At 73.7% G+C, this 24,195-nt stretch carries 19 protein-coding genes; 13 read left to right on the top strand and 6 right to left on the bottom strand.

Annotated features, from left to right (window positions below; all coding sequences use genetic code 11):
• Position 1: 1 nt before the first annotated feature.
• Positions 2-1,042, bottom strand: a complete 1,041-nt coding sequence (locus ACSC1Q_RS34725; RefSeq protein WP_436762951.1) for a FecCD family ABC transporter permease — start codon at positions 1,040-1,042, stop codon at positions 2-4.
• A gap of 9 nt (positions 1,043-1,051) precedes the next feature.
• Positions 1,052-2,080, bottom strand: coding sequence for an ABC transporter substrate-binding protein (locus ACSC1Q_RS34720; RefSeq protein ID WP_436762950.1), 1,029 nt, complete (start codon positions 2,078-2,080; stop codon positions 1,052-1,054).
• Between the two features lie 209 nt (positions 2,081-2,289).
• Between ACSC1Q_RS34720 and ACSC1Q_RS34715 the strand changes: the two genes are divergently transcribed.
• The 3 genes from ACSC1Q_RS34715 (at position 2,290) to ACSC1Q_RS34705 (ending at position 7,062) form a co-directional block, all read left to right on the top strand.
• Positions 2,290-5,073, top strand: a complete 2,784-nt coding sequence (locus tag ACSC1Q_RS34715; protein WP_436762949.1) for a helix-turn-helix transcriptional regulator — start codon at positions 2,290-2,292, stop codon at positions 5,071-5,073.
• 3 nt (positions 5,074-5,076) lie between these two features.
• A complete protein-coding gene (locus tag ACSC1Q_RS34710; RefSeq protein WP_436762948.1) occupies positions 5,077-5,955 on the top strand; it encodes an alpha/beta fold hydrolase in 879 nt (292 codons plus the stop codon).
• A 258-nt stretch (positions 5,956-6,213) separates the two neighbouring features.
• Positions 6,214-7,062 carry an SGNH/GDSL hydrolase family protein gene (locus tag ACSC1Q_RS34705; RefSeq protein WP_436762947.1) on the top strand — a complete coding sequence of 283 codons (849 nt, stop codon included), beginning with the start codon at positions 6,214-6,216 and terminating at the stop codon, positions 7,060-7,062.
• 128 nt (positions 7,063-7,190) lie between these two features.
• Here the strand turns inward: ACSC1Q_RS34705 and ACSC1Q_RS34700 are convergent, their stop codons facing one another.
• Complete coding sequence (locus tag ACSC1Q_RS34700; RefSeq protein ID WP_436762946.1) at positions 7,191-10,004, bottom strand: AfsR/SARP family transcriptional regulator; 2,814 nt, start codon at positions 10,002-10,004, stop codon at positions 7,191-7,193.
• A 116-nt stretch (positions 10,005-10,120) separates the two neighbouring features.
• On the opposite strand from ACSC1Q_RS34700, the gene ACSC1Q_RS34695 reads away from it, so the two are divergent.
• From ACSC1Q_RS34695 to ACSC1Q_RS34670, 6 genes are all read left to right on the top strand, one after another.
• On the top strand, positions 10,121-10,573 hold the full coding sequence (locus ACSC1Q_RS34695) for a carboxymuconolactone decarboxylase family protein (RefSeq protein ID WP_436762945.1): 453 nt from the start codon (positions 10,121-10,123) through the stop codon (positions 10,571-10,573).
• 32 nt (positions 10,574-10,605) lie between these two features.
• Positions 10,606-10,896 (top strand): hypothetical protein, encoded by a 291-nt coding sequence (locus ACSC1Q_RS34690; protein WP_436762944.1) that lies wholly within the window; start codon positions 10,606-10,608, stop codon positions 10,894-10,896.
• Positions 10,897-11,444: 548 nt separating this feature from the next.
• Positions 11,445-13,730, top strand: coding sequence for a S8 family serine peptidase (locus tag ACSC1Q_RS34685; protein WP_436762943.1), 2,286 nt, complete (start codon positions 11,445-11,447; stop codon positions 13,728-13,730).
• A gap of 205 nt (positions 13,731-13,935) precedes the next feature.
• Positions 13,936-14,460 carry a PadR family transcriptional regulator gene (locus ACSC1Q_RS34680; RefSeq protein ID WP_436762942.1) on the top strand — a complete coding sequence of 175 codons (525 nt, stop codon included), beginning with the start codon at positions 13,936-13,938 and terminating at the stop codon, positions 14,458-14,460.
• Complete coding sequence (locus ACSC1Q_RS34675) at positions 14,457-15,170, top strand: ABC transporter ATP-binding protein (protein WP_436762941.1); 714 nt, start codon at positions 14,457-14,459, stop codon at positions 15,168-15,170. The genes ACSC1Q_RS34680 and ACSC1Q_RS34675 overlap by 4 nt, the downstream gene beginning before the upstream one ends.
• A complete protein-coding gene (locus tag ACSC1Q_RS34670) occupies positions 15,167-17,665 on the top strand; it encodes an FtsX-like permease family protein (protein ID WP_436762940.1) in 2,499 nt (832 codons plus the stop codon). The genes ACSC1Q_RS34675 and ACSC1Q_RS34670 overlap by 4 nt, the downstream gene beginning before the upstream one ends.
• A gap of 36 nt (positions 17,666-17,701) precedes the next feature.
• Here the strand turns inward: ACSC1Q_RS34670 and ACSC1Q_RS34665 are convergent, their stop codons facing one another.
• Positions 17,702-18,484 (bottom strand): NPP1 family protein, encoded by a 783-nt coding sequence (locus ACSC1Q_RS34665; RefSeq protein ID WP_436762939.1) that lies wholly within the window; start codon positions 18,482-18,484, stop codon positions 17,702-17,704.
• A 400-nt stretch (positions 18,485-18,884) separates the two neighbouring features.
• Here ACSC1Q_RS34665 and ACSC1Q_RS34660 point away from each other — a divergent pair, with 400 nt between their 5' ends.
• Complete coding sequence (locus ACSC1Q_RS34660) at positions 18,885-19,535, top strand: MOSC domain-containing protein (protein ID WP_436762938.1); 651 nt, start codon at positions 18,885-18,887, stop codon at positions 19,533-19,535.
• A 368-nt stretch (positions 19,536-19,903) separates the two neighbouring features.
• Entirely contained in the window at positions 19,904-20,332 is a 429-nt protein-coding gene (locus ACSC1Q_RS34655; RefSeq protein WP_436762937.1) for a pyridoxamine 5'-phosphate oxidase family protein, read from the top strand.
• Positions 20,333-20,446: 114 nt separating this feature from the next.
• Here the strand turns inward: ACSC1Q_RS34655 and ACSC1Q_RS34650 are convergent, their stop codons facing one another.
• Entirely contained in the window at positions 20,447-21,058 is a 612-nt protein-coding gene (locus ACSC1Q_RS34650; RefSeq protein WP_436762936.1) for a hypothetical protein, read from the bottom strand.
• 217 nt (positions 21,059-21,275) lie between these two features.
• Positions 21,276-22,172, bottom strand: a complete 897-nt coding sequence (bla, locus tag ACSC1Q_RS34645) for a class A beta-lactamase (protein WP_436762935.1) — start codon at positions 22,170-22,172, stop codon at positions 21,276-21,278.
• A 147-nt stretch (positions 22,173-22,319) separates the two neighbouring features.
• Here bla and ACSC1Q_RS34640 point away from each other — a divergent pair, with 147 nt between their 5' ends.
• Positions 22,320-23,213, top strand: coding sequence for a LysR family transcriptional regulator (locus ACSC1Q_RS34640; protein WP_436762934.1), 894 nt, complete (start codon positions 22,320-22,322; stop codon positions 23,211-23,213).
• A 5-nt stretch (positions 23,214-23,218) separates the two neighbouring features.
• On the top strand, positions 23,219-24,130 hold the full coding sequence (locus ACSC1Q_RS34635; RefSeq protein WP_436762933.1) for a serine hydrolase: 912 nt from the start codon (positions 23,219-23,221) through the stop codon (positions 24,128-24,130).
• Positions 24,131-24,195 lie beyond the last annotated feature (65 nt).

Here is a 24,195-nt window from a genome sequence, read left to right as displayed (position 1 = left end):
CTCACACCTCCGACAGCCGGCCGTAGCGCACGATCACCACGAAGACCGGCGCGCCGAGCACCCCGAGGACCACGCCGACCTGCAGCTCGCCGGGGGCGCCCGCGATCCGGCCGAGCACGTCGGCCAGCAGCAGCACGATCGGCGCCAGCAGCATCGAGTACGGCAGGATCCAGCGGTGGTCGGGGCCGCAGAGCGCCCGCGCGAGGTGCGGCACCACCAGCCCGACGAAGACGATCGGCCCGCAGGCCGCCGTGGCCGCGCCGGCGAGGATCGCGACGACCCCGAAGGCGACGGCCCGGGTGAGGCCGACCCGCTGGCCGAGCCCCCGCGCGACGTCCTCGCCGAGCGCGAGCCCGTTGAGCGCCCTGCCCAGGCACAGCGCCGCGACCAGGCCCGCGATCAGGAACGGCGCGACCCCGGTCAGGACCGGGGCGTACCGGCCGGCGAGCGAGCCGACCTGCCAGAAGCGCAGCTCGTTCAGCGCGTCGACGTTGGTCATGACGATGCCCGAGGTGACGGAGCCGAGACCGGCGGTGACCGCCGCGCCGGCGAGGGCCAGCTTGACGGGGGTGGCGCCCTCGCGGCCCAGCGACGCGATCGCGTACCCCAGCAGGGTCGCGACGATCGCGCCCGCGAAGGCGAACCAGATGTAGACGTTCACGCCCCGGATGCCCAGGACGGTGAACGCGAAGACCACGAGGACGGCCGCGCCGGAGTTGATCCCCATGATCCCGGCGTCGGCGAGCGGGTTGCGCGTGACGCCCTGCAGGATCGCGCCCGCCAGGCCCAGGGCCGCGCCCACCAGGACGCCCAGGAGCGTGCGCGGCACGCGCAGCTCCAGGGTCACCGTGCCGGCGATCGACTCGTCGGTCCCGAGGCCGCCCAGCGCCCGCAGGACGTCGGGCAGGCCGATGTCGCGCGAGCCGAAGGTGACGCTGAGGAACGCCACCGCGGCGAGCGCGACGCAGAGCGCGACGAGCCCGAGCCCGAGGACCGGGGCCCGTCGTGTCGAGAACGTGCTGGGGGAAAGCGTGCTGGACATCGGAGGGGATCAGTCGCCGAGGTTCTCGTCAGCGACCTTGATCGCTTCGGTGAGCTTGTCCACCTCGGTGGCGAAGTCGCCGAACGTGTGCAGCCAGTACGCCGGCCACGCCGCCACCGCACCGGCCTTGGCCGCCTTGATCTTGAACCAGGTGGGCTGCTTCTTGCCCCACTCGGCGTTGGCCGTCGGCGTGAAGGACCGGCCGTCGAACAGGATGAGGTCGGGCTGGTACTTGTCGGCGTTCTCCCAGCTGAGGTTCTCCCAGTACGGGAAACCCGGGTCCGGCTTGGCCGGGTTGATCACCTTCAGACCCCAGCGCTGGAAGTCCAGCAGCTCGGGCGCGTACTCGGGGTTGGCGGCGTACAGCTTGTCGTCGGCGGGCGACATGCCCAGGGCCGTCAGGCCGGGCTTCCGCGCGACCGCCGCCTTGAACTTCTCGACCGACTCCTCGAAACGCTTCTTGTTCGCGGCGATCTCGGGAGCGTCCACGTTGGCGCCCAGGCTCTTGGCGAGGCTCTCGTAGCCCTCGGCGAGGTCCTCGATGGACTTGCCCTGGGAGACGCCCACCACCGGGGCGAGCTCGGCGAGCTTCTTGCTCTTCTCGTCGACGCCCTCCTCCAGGCCGCTGTGCGCCTTCTCCGCGGGCCACCAGTCCGCGACGATCAGGTCCGGCCGCAACGAGGCCGCCTTCTCCACGTCGACCTTCCCCCACTCCTGGCCGAGGAGCTCGATCCCGGACAGGTCGAGGTTCTTCAGGTTGGCGTCGGTCTTGACCGACTCGTCGGCGTAGATGCCGACCGGCTTGATGCCGAACGACATCAGCGCGGCCGCCTCACCCGCGTGCGCGATGATCCGGGTGGGGGTCTTGTCTGCCTTGACGGTCTCGCCGGAGCCGTCGACGAACGACCACGGGCCGGACGACGAGGGCTGGGCGCCCGAGGAGGGCTGGGCGCCCGAGGTGGGGGGATTCTGTGCACCGCAACCGGTGAGCGCAAGGCCCAACGCCGCCACGGCGAGAACCCGACGCGACGTGCGCATGCGGTGTTCCTATCTCGCAAAGGGAAACTTCGCCCTAAAGTTAGGTTAGCCTAGCCAAAACCGCAACCCCCGGCCGGCGTGACCAATCTCGCATCCTCCCTGGCGAGCGCCCTCCGCCGCCGTACGAAGACCGTGCGCCGTACAGGACCGTGCGCCGTGCGAGGACCGTGCGGGCGGGGCGGCGTGGAGACCTCCTACAGTGGGTGTTCGTGCTCTACGGCAGATCCGCGGAAATCGGCGCGCTCGACGAGGTGATGGCGCGGGCTCGCGACGGCTCCGGCGGCGCGATGGTGTTGCGGGGCGAGGCGGGCGCGGGCAAGACCGCCCTGCTCGACGCGGCGGCCGTACGAGGCGGCCCGATGCGCGTGCTGCGCACCACCGGCGTCGAGCCCGAGTCCGACCTCGCGTTCGCGGCGCTGCACCAGGTGCTGTGGCCGGTGACCGGCTCGCTCGACGCGCTGCCCGGACCGCAGCGCGACGCCGTGCGCGCGGCCCTGGGGCTCGCCGCGGGCGGCGTCGGCGACCGGTTCCTGCTGGGCGCCGGTGTGCTCTCGCTGCTCGCCGAGGCCGCCGCGCCGGACGGGCTCGTCTGCGTGGTCGACGACTTCCAGTGGGTGGACCGGGCCTCGGCCGACGCGCTGCTGTTCGCCGCCAGGCGGCTGGGCACGGAACGGATCGCGATGCTGTTCGCCGTCCGCGGGGACGCCCCGGTCAAGGGGGTGCCGGTAGCGGTGGACGTGCGCGGCCTGCCCGCGGCCGCGGCGGCCGAGATGCTGGAGTCGCGCCACGGTGTGCCGCCCGGGGTGGCGCGGGAACTCGTCACGCTGACCCGCGCGAACCCGCTCGCCTTGGGCGAGATCGCCGCCCGTCTGACGCCCGCGCAGCTCGCCGGGCGCGAACCGCTGCCCGACCCGCTGCCCGGCGGTGTCCGGCTGTTCGGCGACCGGGTGGCCGCGCTGTCCGCCCCCGCCCGGCTGCTCGCCCTGGCCGCCGCCCTGGAGTCCGACCTCGACCTGGTCCTGCGCGCCACCGACCGGCTGTCCGCCGGACGGACGGCGCGGCCCGGAGACGACATCGAGGCCCGGACCGAGCGAACGTTACGGCCCGGGGACGACATCGAGGCCCGGAGCGGGCGGACGGCGCGGCCCCGGGACGACGCGGGGGCCTCGACCGGGCGGACGGCGCTGGCCGAGCTGGAGGAGTCCGGGCTGGCCGGCCTCTCGGGTACGCGCGTGCGTTTCCGTCATCCGCTCATCCGGTCGGCGGTACGCGAGGCGGCCGCCCCCGCCGACGTCCGCCGGACGCATGCCGTGCTGGCGGAGCTGACCGAGGGCGACAGCCGCGCCTGGCACCTGGCCGGAGCCGCCACCGGCCAGGACGAGCGGGTCGCCGCCGAGCTGGTGGCCGCCGCGGAGCGGGCGCGCGACCGCGGCGGGTACGCCACCGCCGCCACCGCACTGGCCAGAGCCGCCGAGCTGACCCCCAGACCGCGCGCCCGGGCCGCCCGCCTGAAGGACGCCGCCGTCGCGGCCTGGCTCGGTGGCCGCCCGGGGCAGGCGGAGTCGCTGCTGGCCGAGGCCAGCGACCGGGACGGCGCGGACCCCGGCCTCGCCATGGAGATCGCCCGGCTCCGGGGCCGGTTCGAGCTGACCTCCGGCGATGCCGCCGAGGCCGTGCGGATCCTGGCGGCGGGCGACAGCCTGGACATGCTGGCCGACGCCGCGGAGGCCGCCTCCTACGTCGGCGACACGGCGGCCGTCGTCGAACTCGGGCGCAGGGCGGCGGCGCATCCCGAGGGATTCCTGCGGGACGCGGTGGCCGGGATCGGCCTGACGCTGGACGGCGACGCCGCCGGGCCGGTCCTGTTGCGGCGGGCGCTGGCGCGGACCGGCGAGCTGGAGGAGGCGGCCCAGTACCTGTGGGCGGCGGCCGCGGCCGGCCAGCTGGGCGAGTCGGACCTGGCGGCCGAGATGGCCGGCCGGGCCGGGCGGGTGGCCAGGGTCTCGGGGATGACCGGGCAGCTGCCCGTCGTACTGGAGTTCGTGGCGACGGCCGAGCGCACGGCCGGGCGGCTGGCGAGCGGCCAGGCCGTCTCCGAGGAGGGCCTGGAGCTGGCCCGCGAGGCCGGCTACGAGAACACGGTGGCCGCGCACCTGGCCAACCTGGCGGTGCTGGCGGCGCTGCGCGGCGAGGAGGAGACCTGCGAACGGCGGGCCCGCGAGGCGCTGGCCATCGCCGTACCGCACCGGGTGGGTCTGCGGGCGGGGGTCGCCGCGTACGCGCTCGCGCTGCTGGACCTGTGCCTGGGACGCCACGTCGCGGCGCACGGCCGTTTCACGGCCCTCGCCGCGGCGGGACCCGGCGCCGGGCATCCCGCCGTGGCGGGGCGGACGGCGCCGGATCGGGTGGAGGCCGCCGCGGGCGCGGGCGACGAGGCGGGCGCGCGGGCGGCGCTGGAGGCCTACCGGCGGTGGTCGGCGCACGCCGCCACCCCCGAGTCGCACGCCCTGCTGGCCCGCTGCCGGGGCCTGGCGGAGTCGTCGGAGGAGGCCTTCGGCGAGGCGTTGCGGCTGCACACCAACCCGTTCGAGGCGGCCAGGACGGCCCTGCTGCTGGGGGAGCGCCTGCGCCGCACGCAGCGGCCGGGCGAGGCGCGGGCGCATCTGCGGACGGCGTGGGAGACGTTCGAGCGGGCGGGCGCGAGGCCGTGGGCGGCGCGCGCGCACGGTGAGCTGCGGGCGGCGGGCGAGAGCGGGCAGGCCCCGCGCCCGGCCGTGCTGGACGCGCTGACCTCGCAGGAGCTGCGCATCGCGGGCCTGGTCGCCGACGGGTTGTCGAGCAAGCGGATCGCCGCCCGGCTGTTCCTGAGCCCGCGCACCGTCGAGTACCACCTGTACAAGATCTATCCGAAGCTGGGCATCGGCTCCCGTACGGAACTGGCGCGACTGGTAGTTCTACAGAAGGCGCCCGTGGCCGAGACCGGCATGCTCTGAGACATGCGTGAGGTGAGGATCTGGAGTGAGGAGTTCGGCGCCGTAACGGACGCGCCGATCCTGTTGATCATGGGTTCGATGTCGCAGGGCGTCCTGTGGCCGGACGAGTTCGTCGGCCGCCTCGTCGCCGCAGGCCGACGGGTGGTCCGCTACGACCACCGTGACACCGGCAGGTCGGACACCGTCGACTTCGCGGCGGAGCCGTACACGTGGGACGACATCAAGAACGACGTCTACCGCGTGCTGGACGCCCACGGCCTGCGGAGCGCGCACCTGGTCTGCCACTCGGCGGGCGGGCTGCTCGGCCAGTTCGTCGCGGTGGAGCGGCCGGAGCGGGTGCGCTCGCTGACCGTCATCGGCTCCTCCCCGCTCGGCGGCGAGGAGGGCCGGGTGCTCATGCGGGCCCTGATGGGGCAGCCGCAGCCCGAGGGGAGCCTGCCCGGGCCGGCGCCGGAGTTCGTGGCCTTCTACCGCGCGCTGATGGCCGCCCCGCCGCCGCAGGACCGGCGCGCCCGGATCGACGGCATGATCGCCGAACAGCGCCTGCTGCACGGAACCGGGCTGCCGTTCGACGAGGACGCGGCGCGGCGGCTGCAGGAACGGATCCACGACCGGGCCCGCGACCTGGCGGCGGCGGCCAACCACCGGCTGGCCGCGGCGGCCGGGCCCGGCTTCGAGCCGGTCGGCGTGCTGCACCGGGTGAAGGCGCCCACGCTGGTCGTCGAGGGGAGCCACGAGCCGGTCAAGCCGGGCCACGGCGCGATCATCGCCGAGCGGATCCCGGGGGCGCGGCTGATGATCGTGGCGGGCATGGGCCACACGCTGCCGCCGGAGACGCACGAGGAACTGGCCGCCGCCGTCCACGCGCACACGGCCGGGTGACGTCCGGCCGAGACACGGTGGGCCGACGTCCTGGCCGGACGGGTGCCGGCCTCCGGCTCTCTCCGCACGCCTTTCCCACGCCCGGTCGACGGCCGCGTCATCGGGATGCCAACCCGGCCCGCCGGAAAAGTCCGATCCCTCCTGTTTCTGACCGTCGACTTGACCGAAGCGTAAGTTTTCTGTTTTCCCTATGTACGGCGCCCCCGGGGCGATGCACGATCGGCATCCGGCACACCCCCCTTGGCAGAGGTAGGTCCCTTGTCCAGACGCCATGTCCTCCGCATCGCACTCGTACTCGCCGCGGCCCTCGGCTGGGCCGTGGTCCCCGCCACCACGGCGACCTCGGACTCCGTCGCGCCGCCCGGCTCCATGGCCGGGCTCGGCGACTCGATCACCCGCGGGTTCAACGCCTGCGGCTGGTTCGCCGACTGCACCGCCCGGTCGTGGTCGACGGGGTCGAGCACCTCGGTCGACAGCCACCGCAACCGGATCAGGACGCAGAACCCCGATCTCACCGCCCACAACGACGCCCGGTCGGGCGCGAAGATCGCCGACCTCGCCGGGCAGGCGAGGACCGCGGTCTCCCAGGGGGTCGGCTACGTGACGATCCTGATGGGCGCCAACGACGCGTGCGCCTCCTCGGAGTCGTCGATGACCTCGGTCGCCGACTTCGAGACCCGCTTCCGGGAGGCGATGCGGGAGCTGGCGGCCGGGATCCCGCAGGCGTCGGTGTTCGTCGCCAGCATCCCCGACATCAAGCGCCTGTGGTCCGTCGGCAAGGACAGCTCCTCGGCGCGCACGGCCTGGGCCGCGTTCGGCATCTGCCAGTCGATGCTGGCCGCTCCCCGCTCGACCTCCGCCGGGGACGAGGCGCGCCGTGACCGGGTCAGGCAGCGGGTCGTCGACTTCAACGGCGTGCTCGCCCGGGTCTGCGCGGAGTACGGCACCTGCAGGTACGACGGCGGCGCCGTCTTCGCCTACCCCTTCACGCTCGGGCAGCTCAGCACCTGGGACTACTTCCACCCCAACACCAGCGGGCAGCGGGTCCTCGCCGAGGTGACCTACCAGGTCCTCCAGGCCGGCCCGCTGACGGTACCGGACGCGTAGTCGTCGGACGGCCACCGCCCGGTGACGAACCGCGACGGGACACCCGTGGCCTTCGGGCGGGGACGGTGCGGGCGTCGTCATTCCGTGGTCGCCGTTCCACGACAGCGGTCACCCCGGCACCCGTGGCCTCACGAGTGGGGACGGTCCGGCCCTGTGGCCTCCCCGGCCTGTTCCACCTGTTCCAGGAGGGCGCGGACCTCCTCGGCCTCCGGGACGCCGAGCTCCCGGTAGAGGCCGAGGGCCAGCCGCCCGTGCTCACCGGCCCGTTCCGGGCACCCGAGCGCGAGGTGGGCGCGTGCCAGCCCGTCGTGGGCACGTGCCCGCTCGGGCCGGTTGCGCGTCAGGCCGGCGAGCGCGAGCGCGGCCGTGTGCTCCTCGACCGCCCGGGCCGGGTCGCCCGCCGCCTCGGCGAGCCCGTTGAGCGCGGCCGCCTCGTCGGCGGTGTTGCCGAGCTCGCGGTACAGGGCCGCGGCCCGCTCGTGGCGGGCGCGCGCCCCGGCGAGCTCGCCCTGACGCCGCAGGACGACGCCGAGGTGGTTGAGGACCACCGCCTCCCCCGCCGGGTTGGCGACCTTGCGGTGCAACGCCAGTGCCAGGTCCAGATGACGCCGGGCCTCCTGCGGGCGGCCCGCGCGGTCCAGGACGAGGGCGAGGATGCCGAGCACGTGGGCCTCGCCCCAGGTGTCGGCGCCGATCCGGGTGAGGTCGAGCGCCCGCTTGAGGTACTCCTCCGCCCGCTCGTCCCGCCGCCGCAGGGCCACGTTGCCCAGCGTGAGCAGCGCCCGCGCCCGTTCGCCGACCTCCTCGCACGTGTCGAGGGCCTGGTGGGCGTGCTCCTCGGCCCGCTCGTACTCGCCGAGCCGCCAGTGGGTCCACGCCAGGTCGCCGAGGGCGCGCGCCTGGACCGCGCGGTCGCCGAGCGTGCGGCTGCGCTGCAGCGCCAGGGTGTGCAGGGTGAGCGCGTCGTCGTGGTGGGCCTGCCGGTCGAGGAAGGGGCGCATCGTCACGGCCAGGAGCCCGAGGCAGATCTCGGGGCCGTGGACGGCGGTCGCGATGATGTTGGAGCGTTCGGCGTCGAGCCAGGCGCTCGCCTCCGCGGCGTCGCGGATGGGCGCGACCGGGGTGGCCGGCTGGGGGACGCCCTCCCGGTGGCCGACGCTGTCGGGGAAGAGCCGGTCCATCGCCGCGCGGGAGCGGTGCAGGTAGTAGGCGAGCAGCCGCATGACGGCGCCGTCGTCCTCGGCGATCGAGCGGGCGTGCTCGCGCAGCAGGTCGTGGAAGGTGTAGCGGCCGGGTTCGAGCTGCAGGAGCATGTGGGCGTCGAGGAGCCCTTCGAGGAGTTCCTCCGCCTCCTCCTCCCCGATCCCCGCCAGCGCGGCCGCGCCGCAGGGGTCGATGTCGCGGCCGGGCACCAGCCCGAGCAGGCGGAACATGCGCCGCTCGGCTTCGTGCAGGTGCTCGTAGGAGAGGGTGAAGGCCGCCGACACCCCGTCCAGGAGCCGGCGGTGGTCGCGTAGCCGGCCCGCGAGGTAGGACACGCTCCAGCGCGGGCGGTGCTGGAGGCGGGCGGCCGAGATCCGGATGGCGAGCGGGAGGTGCCCGCACAGCCGCAGCACCTCGCGTACGGCGTCCGGCTCGCGGTGGGCGCGCTCGCCCACGATCCGCCCGAACAGCACGGCGGCGTCGTCCCGTTCCAGCTGGTCGACCGAGAGGGCGTGGGCGCCGTCCAGGTCGACGAGCCGCCGCCTGCTGGTGACCAGGACGAGGGTGTCGGAGCGCCCCGGCAGCAGGGGGCGCACGTGCTCGGCGTCGAGGGCGTTGTCCAGCACGGCGAGCACGCGGCGGCCGGCCAGCTCGGCGCGCCACAGGGCGCCCCGCTCAGCCGATGTGACCGGGATGTGGTCGGCGGGCACCCCGAGCTGGCGCAGGAGGGTCTCCAGCGCGGCGGCGGCGTCGACCGGTTCGCGGCCCGCGGTGTGGGCCAGCAGGTCGACGAAGAGCCGGCCGTCCGGATAGCGGGTGGCGAGCCGGTGGGCCGCGTGGACGGCGAGCGCGGTCTTGCCGACCCCGGCCATGCCGTCGATCGTGACGACCGCCGGGCCGTGGTAGCCGCCCGCGAGCCGCTCCAGCTCGGCGGCCCGTCCGGAGAAGTCGGGGATGTCGTACGGCAGGAAGGTGGAGCGGCGCGGCGGGCCGGGGACCACCGGTGTGGCTGCGGCCGGGCGCAGGGCCGGGTCGTCGGCCAGGACCGCCCGTTCCAGCTCGGTGAAGGCGCGCCCGGGATCGAGGCCCTGCTCGTCGGCGAGAGCCGCGCGGTAGGAGCGCGCCGCGGCCAGGGCGTCGGCCTGGCGTCCCGCCCGGTGCAGGGCCAGGACGAGGTGGCCGGCGAGCCGCTCGCGGAGCGGGTTGGCGCTCACCTGGGCGGCGAGCTCGTCGAGCAGCTCCCCGTGACGGCCGGCGGCGAGCCCGGCCTCGGCCAGGCGCTCGTACGCCGACAGCCGCCGGTCCCTCCACAGTTCCCGGACGCCGTCGACGTAGTGCGCGTGCACGTCCTCCAGCGCCTCGCCGCTCCACAGGTCCAGGGCTTGGCGCAGCTCGCCGGCGGCCACCAGCTCGGTGAACTCCCGCGCGTCGAGCTGCCCCGGCCCGGGCCGCGCGACGTAGCCGCCGGCACGCGTCTCCAGGAGCTCCGCCGCTCCCGCGCCGCGCAGCACCCTGCGGATCGCGGTGACCGAGGCGTGGATCTGCGACCGGGCGGTGTCGGGCCGGTCGTGGCCCCACATCGCGTCGATCAGCCGCTCGATGCTGATCACCCGGCCGGAGTTGAGCAGGAGGTAGGCCAGGACGGCCCGGTGACGTGGGGCCACACCCGTCAGGGGCGCGCCGTCGGCGATCAGCTGGACGGGGCCGAGAAGGGTGAGGCGCAGCATCGTCCCTGCCACACCCCTCCCCCGCCGTCGCATCGCGCGCGCATAGCGAATGTATCAATCCGCACGGCCACTGTGGATCTCACACGAACCGAGAGAAACCAAGACGAAACCCAGACGGAGGAAACCCGATGGAAGCCCGGATGAAGAACCCCGCCACGCTCGTACCCGCCGCGATCCAGCCGATCCAGGAGCTGATGAGGGCCGCCCAGTCGCAAGGGCTGCCCCAGGAGCTCATGGAGATGATCCACCTGCGGGTCAGCCAGATCAACGGGTGCGGCTTCTGCGTCGACGCGGGCCTGAAGAACCTGCGCAAGCTCGGCGAGAGCGACGAGCGCATCGGCCTGGTCACCGCCTGGCGCGAGACCCCGTACTACACCGGCGCCGAGCGGGCCGCGCTGGCGCTGGCCGAGGCCGCGACCCGGCTGGCCGACCGCGACGACGCCGTCCCCGACGAGGTCTGGGACAACGCCACCGGCCACTTCGACGAGCGGCAGCTGGCCTCGATCCTGCTGATGACCGCCGTCACCAACCTCTTCAACCGCCTGAACGCCCCGATCCGGCAGGTCGCCGGCAGCTGGTGAGCGCCGGCCCTCACGCACAAGGAGACATCGACATGTCCGTCGTCCGCTCGCACCGCTACCTCGTCGCCGAGGCGGGCCTGGAGGAGTTCCTGGCCCGCCGCAGCTCGCTGATCGCGACCGTCCGGGAGGGGCACCCCGGGCTCAGCCGCGCCGTGCTGATCCGTCTTGAGGACGGCACCTACACCGACACCTGGTACTGGGAGAGCGCCGGGCAGCTGGGCGCCGCGCTCGCCGCCCTGCCCACCTTCCCCGAGGCGCCGCTGACCATGGCCCTCACCAGGGACGGCACCGCCCTGAACGGCCGGGTCGTCGACGAGCGCTGAGACCCGACGGCCGTCTCAGACCGTCTCAGACCGTCTTGGGCCGTCTTGGGCCGGTCGCCTCCGGCTCCGGCGGTGCCGACCGGCGGGGGCCGGCACCCGGGCCGGGTGACCACACGACGAGGGCGTCCGCGACGGCGGGCGCCCTTCGTGGTTCCCGCCGAACCTCCCGTTACTTCTCATTACTTCTCATTGCAAAAAATAAGCAAATTTACGCAGAATTCATACATGAAAGGGAAATAAGGGATAAATCGGATCGCGCTCGGGGAGCTAGATCGTTAAGGTGTGGGGTGTGACGGGAACGGGGGATCTTGGTCGTGTCTGCCCGCTCGGGTCCGGGGCGCCATCGCCCCCGACGTGACGGCGGCTGAACGACTCCCCCTCCCCTGAACTCCAGGTCCGTCCGGGCCGAGGTGCCACCCGGATGCCCGTACGGCCTCGCGCGAGCCGTACAGAATCCTCACCACCCCCTACCCCCACCCCGTCCGTGCGGCGTGTCATGAGATGCCGCCGGACGTCCCCCTAGGAAAGGCTCTCCTTTGTCGCGATTCATGCGGCTTTCGCATGCCCTGGTGACGGCCGTCGTCGCCTTGACCCTCGTCTTACCCGCCGGAACCGCCCACGCGGGCGGCCCGGCGAACACGCTCGCGGCGGCCGAACCCGCCCCGCCGCCCAAGATCCCGGCGGCGGTCCGCGACAGCGTGGCCGGCGGCCGCGCCGCCACCTTCTGGGTGCGCCTCGCCCAGCGCGCCGACCTCGGCGCCGCGGCGGGCGAGAAGACCCGCGCCGGCCGGGCCTCGGAGGTGATCCGCGCCCGCAAAGACGTGGCCGGCTCCTCCCAGCGGCGCGTCATCGCCACCCTGCGCGCCGCCGGCGCCGACTTCACCTCGTACTGGATCTCCAACACCGTCAGGGTGACCGGCGACGGCGCGCTGCTGGAGCGGCTCGCCGCGCTGCCCGAGGTGGCGAAGATCGAGGCGGACGTCCCGCTCGCCGTTCCGAGACCCGCCGTGGCCCCACGGGCGCAGGCCACGGTGGCAGGTGTCGAGTGGAACGTCGAGAGGATCGGCGCCGACCAGGTGTGGGACGAGTTCTCCGACCGCGGCCAGGGCATCGTGGTCGCCAACATCGACACCGGCGTCCAGTGGGACCACCCCGCCCTGCTCGGCCAGTACCGGGGCAACACCGGCGGCACCGCGAACCACAACTACGCCTGGTTCAACCCGGTGGGCGGATGCCCCACCGCGGCGCCGTGCGACACCGACGGGCACGGCACGCACACGATGGGGACGATGGCCGGCGACGACGGCGGCACGAACAAGATCGGCGTCGCCCCCGGCGTGAAGTGGATCGCCGCCAAGGGGTGCGAGGGCACGACCTGCTCGGCCGCCCACCTGCTCGCCGCCGGTCAGTGGATGCTGGCCCCCACCGACCTCAACGGGAACAACCCCCGCCCCGACCTCGCCCCCGACGTGGTGAACAACTCCTGGGGCGGCCCGGGCTACTCGGAGTGGTACGCCGACGTCCTGTCCTCCTGGGTGCGGGCGGGCATCTTCCCCGCCTTCTCCATCGGCAACGACGGACCGGACTGCGGGACCGCGGGCTACCCCGGCGGCCTCGTCCAGGCCTACAGCTCGGCGGCCTTCGACGTGAACGACGTCATCGCGCCGTTCTCCAGCCGGGGTGACGGCTCCCCCTACATCAAGCCCGACATCGCCGCGCCCGGGGTGAACGTGCGCTCCTCGGTGCCCGGCGGCTACGCGGGCTACAGCGGGACCTCCATGGCCTCCCCGCACACGGCGGCGACGGTGGCCCTCATCTGGGCGGCGGTGCCGGGCCTGCGCGGCAACGTCGACGCGACCCGGGAGATCCTGGACTCCAGCGCCGTGCCCAAGCCCGACACCTCCTGCGCCTCGGCCGGGACGGTCAACGAGGTCTGGGGGCACGGCAAGCTGGACGCCTACGCCGCCGTCGCGCGGGCCAGGTCGGGCGTGATCGCGCCGGGAACCGAGCTGCCGCTGGTGATGGGCTACAACCGCTCGCTGCCCGGCACCGACGGCCACTGGGGCCTCTCCTCGGTCGACCGCGACCCGGCCACCTACTGGGAGGTCCCGTCGTTCGTGAACTCGGTGTCGATCAACTACGCCTTCGAGGGCGGCCGCCGCACGACGGACAAGGTGGTGGTGCAGCTGCCGGCCGGCGAGCCGGCCCGGACGCTGACGATGTCGGTCCAGGCGGCCTACGTGGGCACGGTGGACAACGTCACGGTGAGCCCGGCGCAGAGCTACAGCTTCAGCCCGGCCACCGGCAACAAGGTCACGATCACCTTCCCGCCGGTCCACGGGTGCTGCCTGTCGCTGAGCTTCCCCAGCGGCCCCTGGTCGCCGACCATCAAGATCGCCGAGGTGCGGGCGTTCTCGGCGGCCGGCAAGAACGCCGCCCTGGGCCGGCCGGTCCAGGGCGGCGCGCAGCCCGGCTACGGCACGGCGAACACGGTGGACGGCAACACCTCCACCTACTGGGAGAGCGCCAACAACGCCTTCCCGCAGTCGCTGACCGTCGACCTCGGCGCGACCTGCCGGATCTACCAGGTGGAGATGACGCTGCCGCCGTCGTGGGGCGCCCGCACCCAGACGCTGTCCATCGAGGGCAGCACCGACGGCGTCACCTACAAACCGATCGCCGGGTCGCGGGCGTACGCCTTCACCCCGGCCTCGGGGAACGCCGTGTCGACGAGCTTCAACATGGTCGCCGTACGGTACGTCCGGCTGGTGTTCACCGCCAACACCGCCTGGCCCGCCGGCCAGCTCTCGGAACTGCGCGTCCTCGCCTCCTGACCCTCCCGACCCTCCTGACCTTCCTGATCCGCTGACGTCCTCGCCGGGTGTCCTCCACGTCGTGGGGGGCACCCGGCCTCGTCTCACAAGGAGTCTCGTACGAAGTCTCATACGGAGGTTTCACCCGGAGTTTCATACGAAGTCTCATGCGGAATGCGGCGGATCTCCTTGAGCACCGCATACTGAATATGCATACTTGGTATCCATGTCGATCAGGCACGGGCTGCTCGCCCTCCTCAGCAGGGGGCCCCGGCACGGCTACCAGCTGCGGGTGGAGTTCGAGGGGTCGACCGGGGCGACCTGGCCGCTCAACATCGGCCAGGTCTACACGACGCTGTCGCGCCTGGAGCGCGACGGCCTGGTCGAGCCGGGCGAGTCCGACGAGCAGGGCCGGGTCGTCTACACGATCACCGCGGCCGGCCTGGCGGAGATGACGCGCTGGTTCGCCACCCCGGTCGTCCAGTCCGACCGGCCACGGGACGAGCTCGTCATCAAACTGGCCATGGCCGTCGCCGCCAGGCAGGTGGACGTCGCCGAGGTCATCCGCGGGCAGCGGACCGCGACCATGCGCGCCCTCCAGCAGCTGACCAGGTCCAAACGGGCCACCACCGAGCGGGGCGCCACCGAAGGCGCGGCCCAGCGGCTCGTGCTCGATTCCATGATCTTCCAGGCCGAGGCCGAGCAACGGTGGCTGGACCACTGCGAGGCCGTTCTCAAGGAGGAAAGATGACGGTCGTACGGCTGGCCGAGGTGACCAAGGTCCACGGCGAGGGGGCCACGGCCGTACACGCCCTCAAGGGGGTGAGCCTGGAGGTCGGCGCGGGAGAGCTGGTCGCGGTCATGGGCCCGTCGGGGTCGGGCAAGTCGACCCTGCTCAACCTCGCGGGCGGGCTCGACCGGCCCACGTCGGGGACGGTGCGCCTCGGCGGGCAGGACCTCGCCGCCGTACGCGACCTGGCGGCACTGCGGCGCCGCGGCGCCGGCTACGTCTTCCAGGACCTCAACCTGATCACCTCGCTGACCGCCGCGGAGAACGTGATGCTGCCGCGCGAGCTCGACGGCGTGCGCACACGCCTGGCCAGGCAGGAGGCCATGGCCGTGCTGACGGAGATCGACGTGGCACACCTGGCCGACCGCTTCCCCGACGAGCTGTCCGGCGGCCAGCGCCAGCGGGTCGCGATCGCCCGCGCCCTGGTGGGCGAGCGGCGCCTGCTGCTGGCCGACGAGCCGACCGGCGCGCTCGACACGCGCACCGGCGACGAGATCCTGCGGATACTGCGCGCCCGCTGTGACGCGGGCGCGGCGGTCTTGCTCGTCACCCACGAGCCGCGCTACGCCGCCTGGGCCGACCGGGTGGTGTTCCTGCGCGACGGGACGATCGCCGACTCCACGTCCGCTTCCGCCGATTCCGCCGACGTCTCGCCGGCGAGCGCCCGGTGAGCGCCGTCCGCGTCGCGCTGCGCGTCGCCCGGCGCGGCGCGTGGCACTCCCGGGGACGAAGCGCGCTCATCATGGTGATGATCGGCCTGCCCGTCCTGGTGATCACGACGCTTCTCACCCTCACCGAGACGATGACCGTCACCCCCCGGGAGGGAGTGGTGGCCGAGCTCGGCGCGGCCGACGCCCGCCTCACCCAGGCCCCCGGGGGCACGGTGCTCCGCCAGGAGCCGGACGGCGGGGCGGGCTGGAGCACCGGCGACGGCGAAGCGGCCGCGCCCGGGCAGGGCGCCGCCGAGGTGGCGGCGCTGCTCGGGCCGGGCACCCGGCTGGTCCCCTTCAACGGCGGCGTGCTCCAGCTGGGCACCGAGCGGGTCGAGGCGCTGGAGACCGACCTGCGCGACCCCCTCACCAGGGGGACGTTGACATTGCGCGAGGGCAGGTTCCCCGCCGCCCGCGAGGCCGCGGTGACGCCCGCGCTCGGCCTGCGGCCCGGCGACCTCCTGCGGCCGTCCGGCGCGGCGCCGCTGACGGTGGTGGGCGTGGTCGAGCACCCGCACCGGCCCTCGCTGCGCAAGGTCGTGGGCCCGGACCTCCCCCTGGCGCCGGACGAGGCCTGGTCCCCGCGCGGGTACGGCACCGGATGGCTCGCCGACACCGCGAAGCCGGTGGCCTGGGCCGAGGTGCCCGCGCTGAACAGGGCCGGCCTGTACGTCCTGTCCCGCACCATGATCATGAACTCGCCGCGCCTCCCGGCCCGCGACCCGGCCTCCGACGTCCAGTACACGGTCGGCCTCGGCGCCATGCTGGTCATGGTGGCGCTGGTGACCGTGCTGCTGGCCGGGCCCGCCTTCGCGGTCGGGCTCCGCAGGCGGCGCAGGGAACTGGCCGAGATCGCCGCGCAGGGCGGCTCGGCCGGGCAGCTGCGCACGATCGTGCTGGCCGACGGGCTGGTCCTCGGCGGTGCGGCCACCCTCCTCGCGACGGCGCTGGGCATCGCGGCCGGAACGCTGGGCGCCCCGGTCGCGGCACGCTGGGGCGGGCAGGCCGGCCCGCCGCAGGTGCCGTGGCCGCCGGTGCTGGGCGTCGCCGCGCTGGGCCTGCTCACCGGGCTCGTGGCGGCACTGGTGCCCGCCGTGCAGGCGGCCCGGCAGAACACCGCGACCGTGCTGGCCGACCGCGCGCCCGCGGTGACCGACCGGCGCGGATGGCCCCTGCTGGGGGCCGCGCTGATACTGGCCGGGCTGGGGGCGACCGTGGTGGCGCGGCGCCAGCCGGGCTCGGTGTGGGTGCTCGCCTGCGCGGTGCCGATCCTGCTCGGGCTGGTGGCGCTGACACCCTGGCTGGTCCGCCGGACGGGACGCCCGGCCGCGCGGCTGCCGCTCCCGCTGCGGGTGGCCGTCCGCGACGCGGTCCGCCACCGGTCCCGGACGGCGAGCGCGGTGGCGGCCGTCATGGCGGTCACCGCCACGGTCGTGGCGATGGGCATCGGCACCCACAGCCAGTACATCGACCGGCGCGACGCCTACACCTCGGCACGCCCGGCCGGCATGCTGGCGATCTGGGCCGGCACCGTCGACGCCGCGACCTGGAAGAGGCTCCGCGCCGAAGCGGCCCGCCGGCTGCCGGGCGTGCCGCTGGCCTCCGGCTACACGGCGAGGAACGCCGAGAACCGCCGCTACGCGCTGCGGTACACGGTGCGCTGGAACGGGATACGCACGCGCCGCACGGCGGCCATCGGCGACCAGGCCCTGCTCACACTCCTGCAGGGACGCCACGACCCCCGCGCGGCCGCCGCGCTGGCGAGCGGCAGGGCCGTGGTGTTCGACGCCGCCGCGCTGCGCGACGGCAGGCTGACACTGCGGGCGGGCTCCGCCTCCGGCCCCCCGCGCACCCTGCGGGTACCCGCGATACTGGCCGTCCCCGCCGACGAGCACCAGGGCGGCGCCCTGCTGCCACGCGCCCTGGTCGAACGGGCCGGCTTCACCACCACGGAAAGCCAGCTCTACGCCATGCACCGGCCACCGGCCGGCTCGACACTCTGGCGCGACCTGCACAAGGTGACCCCCCGCGTCACGGTCGCCTCCGAGGAGGGCTACCGCAACACGCCCGACCCCGGGCTGTGGGGCTGGCTCGCCGGCGCCCTCGTCCTCGTCGTGGGCGGCACGCTGGCCGCCACCCGCCTGGCCGCCGCCGACACACGTCCCGAGCGGGCGACGATGGCGGCCATCGGCGCCCCGCCCGGCACGTTGCGGATGGTCGTGGCCGGCCAGGCCCTCTACATCTCCGGGCTCGGCGCACTGGTGGGACTGGCCGCGGGAGCGGTGACGGGCGTGGCGCTCAGCCGGCCGATGACGACGCACGGCGCCGGCGATCCCGCGACGATCGCCGTGCCGTGGCCGTTCGTGGCCGCCGTGGTGGTCGGGCTGCCCGTCCTGGCGACCCTGGCGGCGCTGGTCACCCGGACCCCGCCGCCCCTCACCCGCCGCCTTCCGTGACCCTCGTCGACCCTCGTCGACCCTCGTTGACCTTCGTCAGGCCCAGGGGTCGAAGGGGATGCCGCCGGGCTTGGAACGCGAGAGGAGGTCCGCGAACCTGCCGTCATTGATCTTGATGGTCGCGGAGCCGAAGTTCGCGTTCATCAGCTTGTCGCGCAGCGCGGTGCTGGGCCAGCCGTTCCAGTCCACCAGCGGAGGGTAGCGCCAGTTGTGGTAGTGGTTCTCCGGCGGCTCGTCGTTGCCGTTGGCGAGCCGGATGAAGTGCGTCGACGCCCCGTCCTTGTGGTAGACGACCTTGGGGTGCGACCCGTCGAAACGCACCTGCGAGCGCGGGTAGGTCACGACGCTGCTGTGCTGCGTGGTCGAGACGTACTCCACCTGGTTGGACGCCTGGTTGACCCAGGAGATGACGTGCTCCCAGTCGTGACGGTGGCCCCCGAGGCTGATGCCGGGCAGCGCCTGGTCCTTCTCGAAGTAGCTGGCGTACACGATGGCGCACCAGCCGTTGTTGCACTTGGCGCGGGCGTAGGTCTGCGAGTTGTCCAGGTCCGACTGGTCACGGCAGTTGCCGTTGACCGCGCCGGTCGGGTTCAGCCCCGGGGCGAGGGTCCCGTCCGGCCCGATGCCGGGGGTGGCGTAGCAGCCGTCGCCGTCGTAGTCGTAGGCCGGCGAGAACGACGACTCATACCCTCCGGCCGACTGGGGCAGGTTGCGGGGCGGATCGGCGTAGGCCGCCGACGCGGGGATCACGACCCCCAGAACGGTGACACCGAACACGATCCCGAGCCGGGAACGCCTGCGCGTGGGGGGTGCGGGCAAGGATGTGCTCCTCTCTGACCCGGTCGCCGACTTCGATGCCCTCGCGGTGGACGTGAACGACAGCTTTCGCATTCTTCCGCTTTCTCGAAGGACTGCTCCGTGACCTGACAGCGCGTCGGCGTGGTACCCGCGTCGGCGGCGTTCTCCGCGCTGACACGAGCGCGCCTCGCACCTGCACGGCACCACGGAACCGGCGCTTGATCAAGGTCTCCGCGGCAAATGACGCCGACATGTATCGGCGGCGGTCAGCGGGTGAACCACGAGCGAAAGATCACAAATCACGGTGCGGGCGGCTCACGCGCAGCGCGTCGAGGCGATGCCCGCGACCGGATGGACGCCCGCGAGCCGCCGCGAGGAAAAGGGGTCGCCCGGGCGAGCGGCGGAACGTACCGTCGCCGTTATGAAGCTGCTCTCGGTCAACATCGGCCGGCCCCGGCCCAACCCGTGGAAGGGGCTGGGCTCGACGGGCATCGACAAGCGGCCCGTCGACGGCCCGGTCGCCGTCACCGCCCCCGGCCCCAAGGGCACCGGCGCGGTCGGCCTCGCCGGCGACCGGGTCCACGACGTCAAGCACCACGGCGGCTCCGACCAGGCCGTCTACGCCTACGCCCGCGAGGATCTCGACGGCTGGGAGACCGAGCTGGGCAGGCCGCTCCCGAACGGGGTCTTCGGGGAGAACCTCACGACCCTGGGCCTGGACGTCAACGGGGCCCTGATCGGCGAACGGTGGCGGATCGGGCCGGACGTCGTCCTGGAGGTGTCGTGCCCGCGCCTCCCGTGCGCGACGTTCCAGGGCTGGCTGGAGCGTGAGGGCTGGATCAAACGGTTCACCCAGGCCGCACGACCGGGCGCGTACCTGCGCGTGATCGAGCCCGGCGACATCCGCGCCGCCGACCCGGTCGAGATCGTGCACCGGCCCGGCCACGAGGTGACCGTCGCGCTCGTCTTCCGGGCGATGACGTCGGAGCCGAGCCTGCTGCCACGACTGCCGGCCGCCGACGCGCTGCCGGAGGAGATCAGGGAACGGGCCGGCCGGCGCACCGGCGCGTAGCCACCGGCTCCGGCGGATCGCCCGCACGGGCGAGACGAGGCGGCCCGGCGTCGGCGCGCGAGGACAGAGCCGCACTCCCCCGCGACCGCACCCCGCGTGAAACGGTGCGGGTGCCCCGTCCGGCTCGTCCGGACGAGCCGGGCCCGGGCACCGGACCGGAGCGGGACCCGGCCCGGCGGCGCCCGGCGAGGACGACGCGGGCCGGACCGGCCCGGCGCGACGGCCGGGATGCCACGGGGATAACGGGACGCCACGGGACGCCACGCGACGGAGGCCGTCCGGGCCGCCCGCCCGAGGGCGGATCGGCGGCGACGGAGAGGACTTTCGCCCCTAACGCGCCCGCGGGACGGAAGGGCAGCCTGGAGGGTATGAAGCTCGACTCGGCAGGTCTGGAGATCCTCTCGCGCCAGGACTGCGCCGCGCTCCTGCTGTCGGCCTCGATCGGGCGCATCGTGTTCACCGACCGGGCCCTGCCCGCGGTGCAGCCGGTCAACTTCGTGCTCGACGGCCAGGACATCGTGATCCGCACGGCCATCGGCTCCAAGCTCGCCGCCGCGACCAGCGACGCGATCGTCGCCTTCGAGGCCGACGAGTTCGACCCCGCCGCCCGCACGGGCTGGTCGGTCACCGCCGTCGGGCCCGCGCGCGCCGTACGCGAACCCGGCGAGATCGAGCGCCTGTCCGGGCTCCCCCTGCGCACCTGGACGCGGGGCGGCCACGACCACTACATCGTGGTACGCGCCGAGCAGCTCTCCGGCCGCCGCCTCACGTCCCGAGACGACGCGCGGGAAGCCTGACCCTTTCCCCTCTTCGGCGACCCCGAACGTCCGGGGCGCGGCCTCCCGCGGCCCGTACGCACGGAAGAGGCCCGCTCCCCCCGGGGCGGGCCTCGTCGCAGGCGGTGGGGACGGTTACCGGAGGACGGGGTAGCGGCGCACCAGGGGGGTGGTGGCCCACCAGGCGCCGATGCCCCAGGTGGTGCCGGCGCCGTTCAGGGCGAGCCCCGCCAGCACGACGGCGTAGACGAGGTGGTCGTCCATGAAGGGGTTGGTCTCCAGGGGCAGTGCGGCGGCCCACATCAGGACCATCATCAGGCCGCCCGCGACGGCGGCGACGCGCAGGCCCGCACCCAGGACGAGAGCGGTGCCGACACCGAGCAGGCCGAGCATGAACAGCCAGTCGACCCACCCCTGCCCGGCCAGGCCGGTGAACACCCCGCCCAGGGCGTTCTCACCGGTGCCCTTGAGGAAGCCGGTGGTGGGGCTGCCCCCGCCGACCCAGGCCCGCTCGGCGGGAGTGGCGAACCCCCAGCCGAAGGCCTTGTCCAGGAACGCCCACAGGAAGATCCAGCCCAGGCTGATCCGGGCGACCGCCCAGACGCGGTCGGCCGCACGCCCGGCGGCCCGGCCTCCGGCGGCCGCGGGCTCGGCGGCCGACGCCGGAACGGCCCGTGCGGGAACGGCCGGCCCGGGAACCGCGCCCGCGGGCCCGGTGTGAACCTCGTATCCATGAGTGGCGGCCATGACGGCTCCCTTTCCCTGGTGCTCCGTGGTGCTGCGTGGTGTCCGGCGGACTTCGTGACGTCTTCATCACACCGCTTCCCGGAGCCCCGCCACAGTGCCGTACGAACCGAGCCGCGGTCCTCGAACGTCCCTCTCCCGCGGGACTTTCGGCCCTGTCACGCGACGTACGACGGGACGGGGGCGCCGCCACGACGGCCGGATGAGCCCCCGGAGGCGATCAGAGCCTGCCGAGCCCCCGGGCCAGGACGGTGGCGGTCTTCGCGACGGTCCCGTTGTCGGCGGCGAGGCCCGGGGTGCGGTTGGTGTAGATCGCCATGATGACGGGAGCGGCGCCCTTCCCGGGCCAGACGACGGCGATGTCGTGCCCGCCGCCGAACCCGTCGGAGTTCGTGCCGGTCTTGTCGCCGATCGTCCAGGTCCTGGGCAGGCCCGCGCGGATGCGCTCGTCCCCCGTCGTGTTCGCGATCAGCCAGGTGTTCAGCCGCTTCCGGTCCCTGGCGTCGAGGGCGTTGCCCGCCGTGACCGCGCGCAGGGTGCGGCCCATGGCCGCGGGCGTCGTGGTGTCACGCCTCTCCTTGGGACTCCAGTCGTTGAGCTCGGTCTCCCACCGGTCCAGCCGGGAGACCGGGTCCTTCAGCGTCCGGAAGTACCGGGTCAGCCCGGCAGGGCCGCCGATCCGCCTCAGCAGCACGTTGGCCGCCGTGTTGTCGCTCCGGGTGACGGCCGCCTCGCACAGCCGCGCGACGGTGAGCCCGTCGCCCGTGTGCTTCTCGGTGACCGGCGAGCCGGGCCTCACCTCGGCGGCCGTCCACCTGACGACCTTGTTCATCAGGCCGGGCTCCACGGTGCGCGCCCTGTGCAGCACACCCGCGCAGAGGGGCGCCTTGAAGGTGGACAGCAGCGGGAAACGCTCACCCGCCCGGTACGCCACCGTCTTACCGGTGGCCGTGTCCACGGCGTACGCGCCGATCCGGCCCTTGAAGGACACCTCCAGCGCACGCAGCTCCTCAAACACCCGATCGGTGCGCGTGGACGCCGGCACCGGCGCGGCGGCGACCGCGTGAGCGGCCGAGGTGGCACCCGCCGAAGGGATGAGCGCGAGTGAGACCAGCACCGAGAGGACGGTGCGCCGAACGGGACGAGTGAGCATGCGATGCCTTCCAGCGGTGAACGGGATTCGACGGAAAGTCTCGCGCCGCCCCTCGATGCCGTCAAAGACAGAAACGAGCGGTTCCATGCTGAAATGGCATACGCTCGCGTCATGGACGTCCTCGGAGCCTGCAGAGCGTTCGTCAACGTGAGCGAGCGCGGAAGCTTCACGGAGGGCGCGGCGGCCACGCGGGTGCCGCAGTCGGTCGCGAGCCGCCGGATCGCCGCCCTGGAGAAACACCTCGGGGAGCGGTTGTTCGACCGGTCGTCACGCGGAGCGATACTCACGCAGTTCGGCCGTGACATGCTGCCGTCGGCCAAGCGTCTCGTGCGCCTGGCCGACGACATGCGGGACGAGGCGAAACGAGCCAGGCTCAACCCCCTCCGCCTCGCCGTTCCCGACATCTGCACCACGCGCGACCTGGCGCGGCTCGACGCGGAGGCACGCAGGAACGGCGTACACCTCGATCTCCACGCCGCCACCCCGGCCGGGCGGACGGAACTCGTCCGCTCCCGTGAGGCCCGCGCCGCCCTCGCGGCCGTGCCCCCGGGCGACGCGACCTGGTCGGTGAGGCTCGGACTCGCCGCCGCCACGGACCGGCTCGCCGGCACCCTCTACGTCGAGACCCTCCGGGCCGGCCGGGCCGCGCGGTCGTCGCGAAGAAGCCGGATCTGGATCCAGCCCGAGGACGACGTCCCCCACATCCGCGACCCGATGTTCCGGACCCGCGACGCCGTCGGCCTCCAGCCCGCCCAGGTCACCGTCTCCACCACGCTCGCCGCCGCCACCGCCGAGGTCCTCGGCTCGACGGATCTCCTCCTGTGCTCGCCCAAACAGGCCGACGAGCTGGATCTGCACTGGCGCCCCGTCGGCGAGATCCACCCCGCCCGCGGATTCGACGTCACCGCCGCCGTCAGGGACGACGCGGAACGCATCCGGACCCGGCTGTGGCACGCGATCGCGCGCTGCCTGGGCGCGGACGACCAGGACGAAGGGACACCGTGAACACCATGGACGCTGTGGACGCCCGGAATCTGATCCGCGAACTCCGGCGGGCGCTCGACGACGCCGGGCTGAGCGGATCGTTCCTGGTCCGGGACCTGCGTTCCGGCGAGGAGATCGGCATCGAACCAGACCTGGAGTTCCCGATCGCCTCGATCGTCAAGATCCCACTCGCCGTCGCGACCCTCGAACGCATCCGAAAGGGCGAACTCGACGGCTCCACACAGATCGACGTACGACCGGGCGGAATCACCACCCCGGGACCGACCGGGCTGAGCAGGTTCCGCCACCCCGCCCGGATCGCGGTCGACGACCTGCTCTACCTCAGCACCGCCGTGAGCGACAACACGGCGGCGGACGCGCTGTTCACCCTCACCCCGCCCGCCGAGGTCTCGGCACTGCTGCAAGAACTGGGGCTCCAGGGCATCGCGGTGCGCCACACCATGCGGGAACTCTCCGAGACCCCGGCGGAACGCCTCGACCCCGCCGACGCCCACCTGGCCCACTTCCTCGCCATCGAGGCGGGCACGGCCGGACGGGGACATCGCATCCCGCTCCTCGACGTGACCCGCGCGAACTCGGCCTCCGCGCGAGCGCTCATGGAACTCCTGCGGGCACTGTGGACACCGTCCCGGATCGACCCGGACCTCAGCGAGCGCGTACGAACCCTCATGGCCGACAACCTGCTGCGGCACCGGCTGGCACCCGACTTCAGCTCCGACGCCTCGAAATGGTCCTCCAAGACCGGGACACTTCTCAACCTCCGCCACGAGATCGGCGTCGTCGAACACGCCGACGGCCAGATCTTCGGAGTCGTCGTGCTCACCGAGTCCCGCGTACCGGCCACCAGCCAACCCGAAGCCGAGGCGCTCATGGCACAGGTCGCGCGCGCACTCCGCGACCGGCTACGGCACCCGTGAACGGAACACGGCGGAAAGCGGAAACAGGCCGCGGGGTGAGCCGGCGACCGGTCGGCGGCGGTCGC

Source organism: Streptosporangium heterodermiicola (assembly GCF_051390675.1).
In the GTDB taxonomy this organism is placed as follows: Bacteria; Actinomycetota; Actinomycetes; order Streptosporangiales; family Streptosporangiaceae; genus Streptosporangium.
The sequence above is the reverse complement of the archived record's forward strand: the minus strand, read 5'-3'. Positions and strand labels throughout refer to the sequence as shown.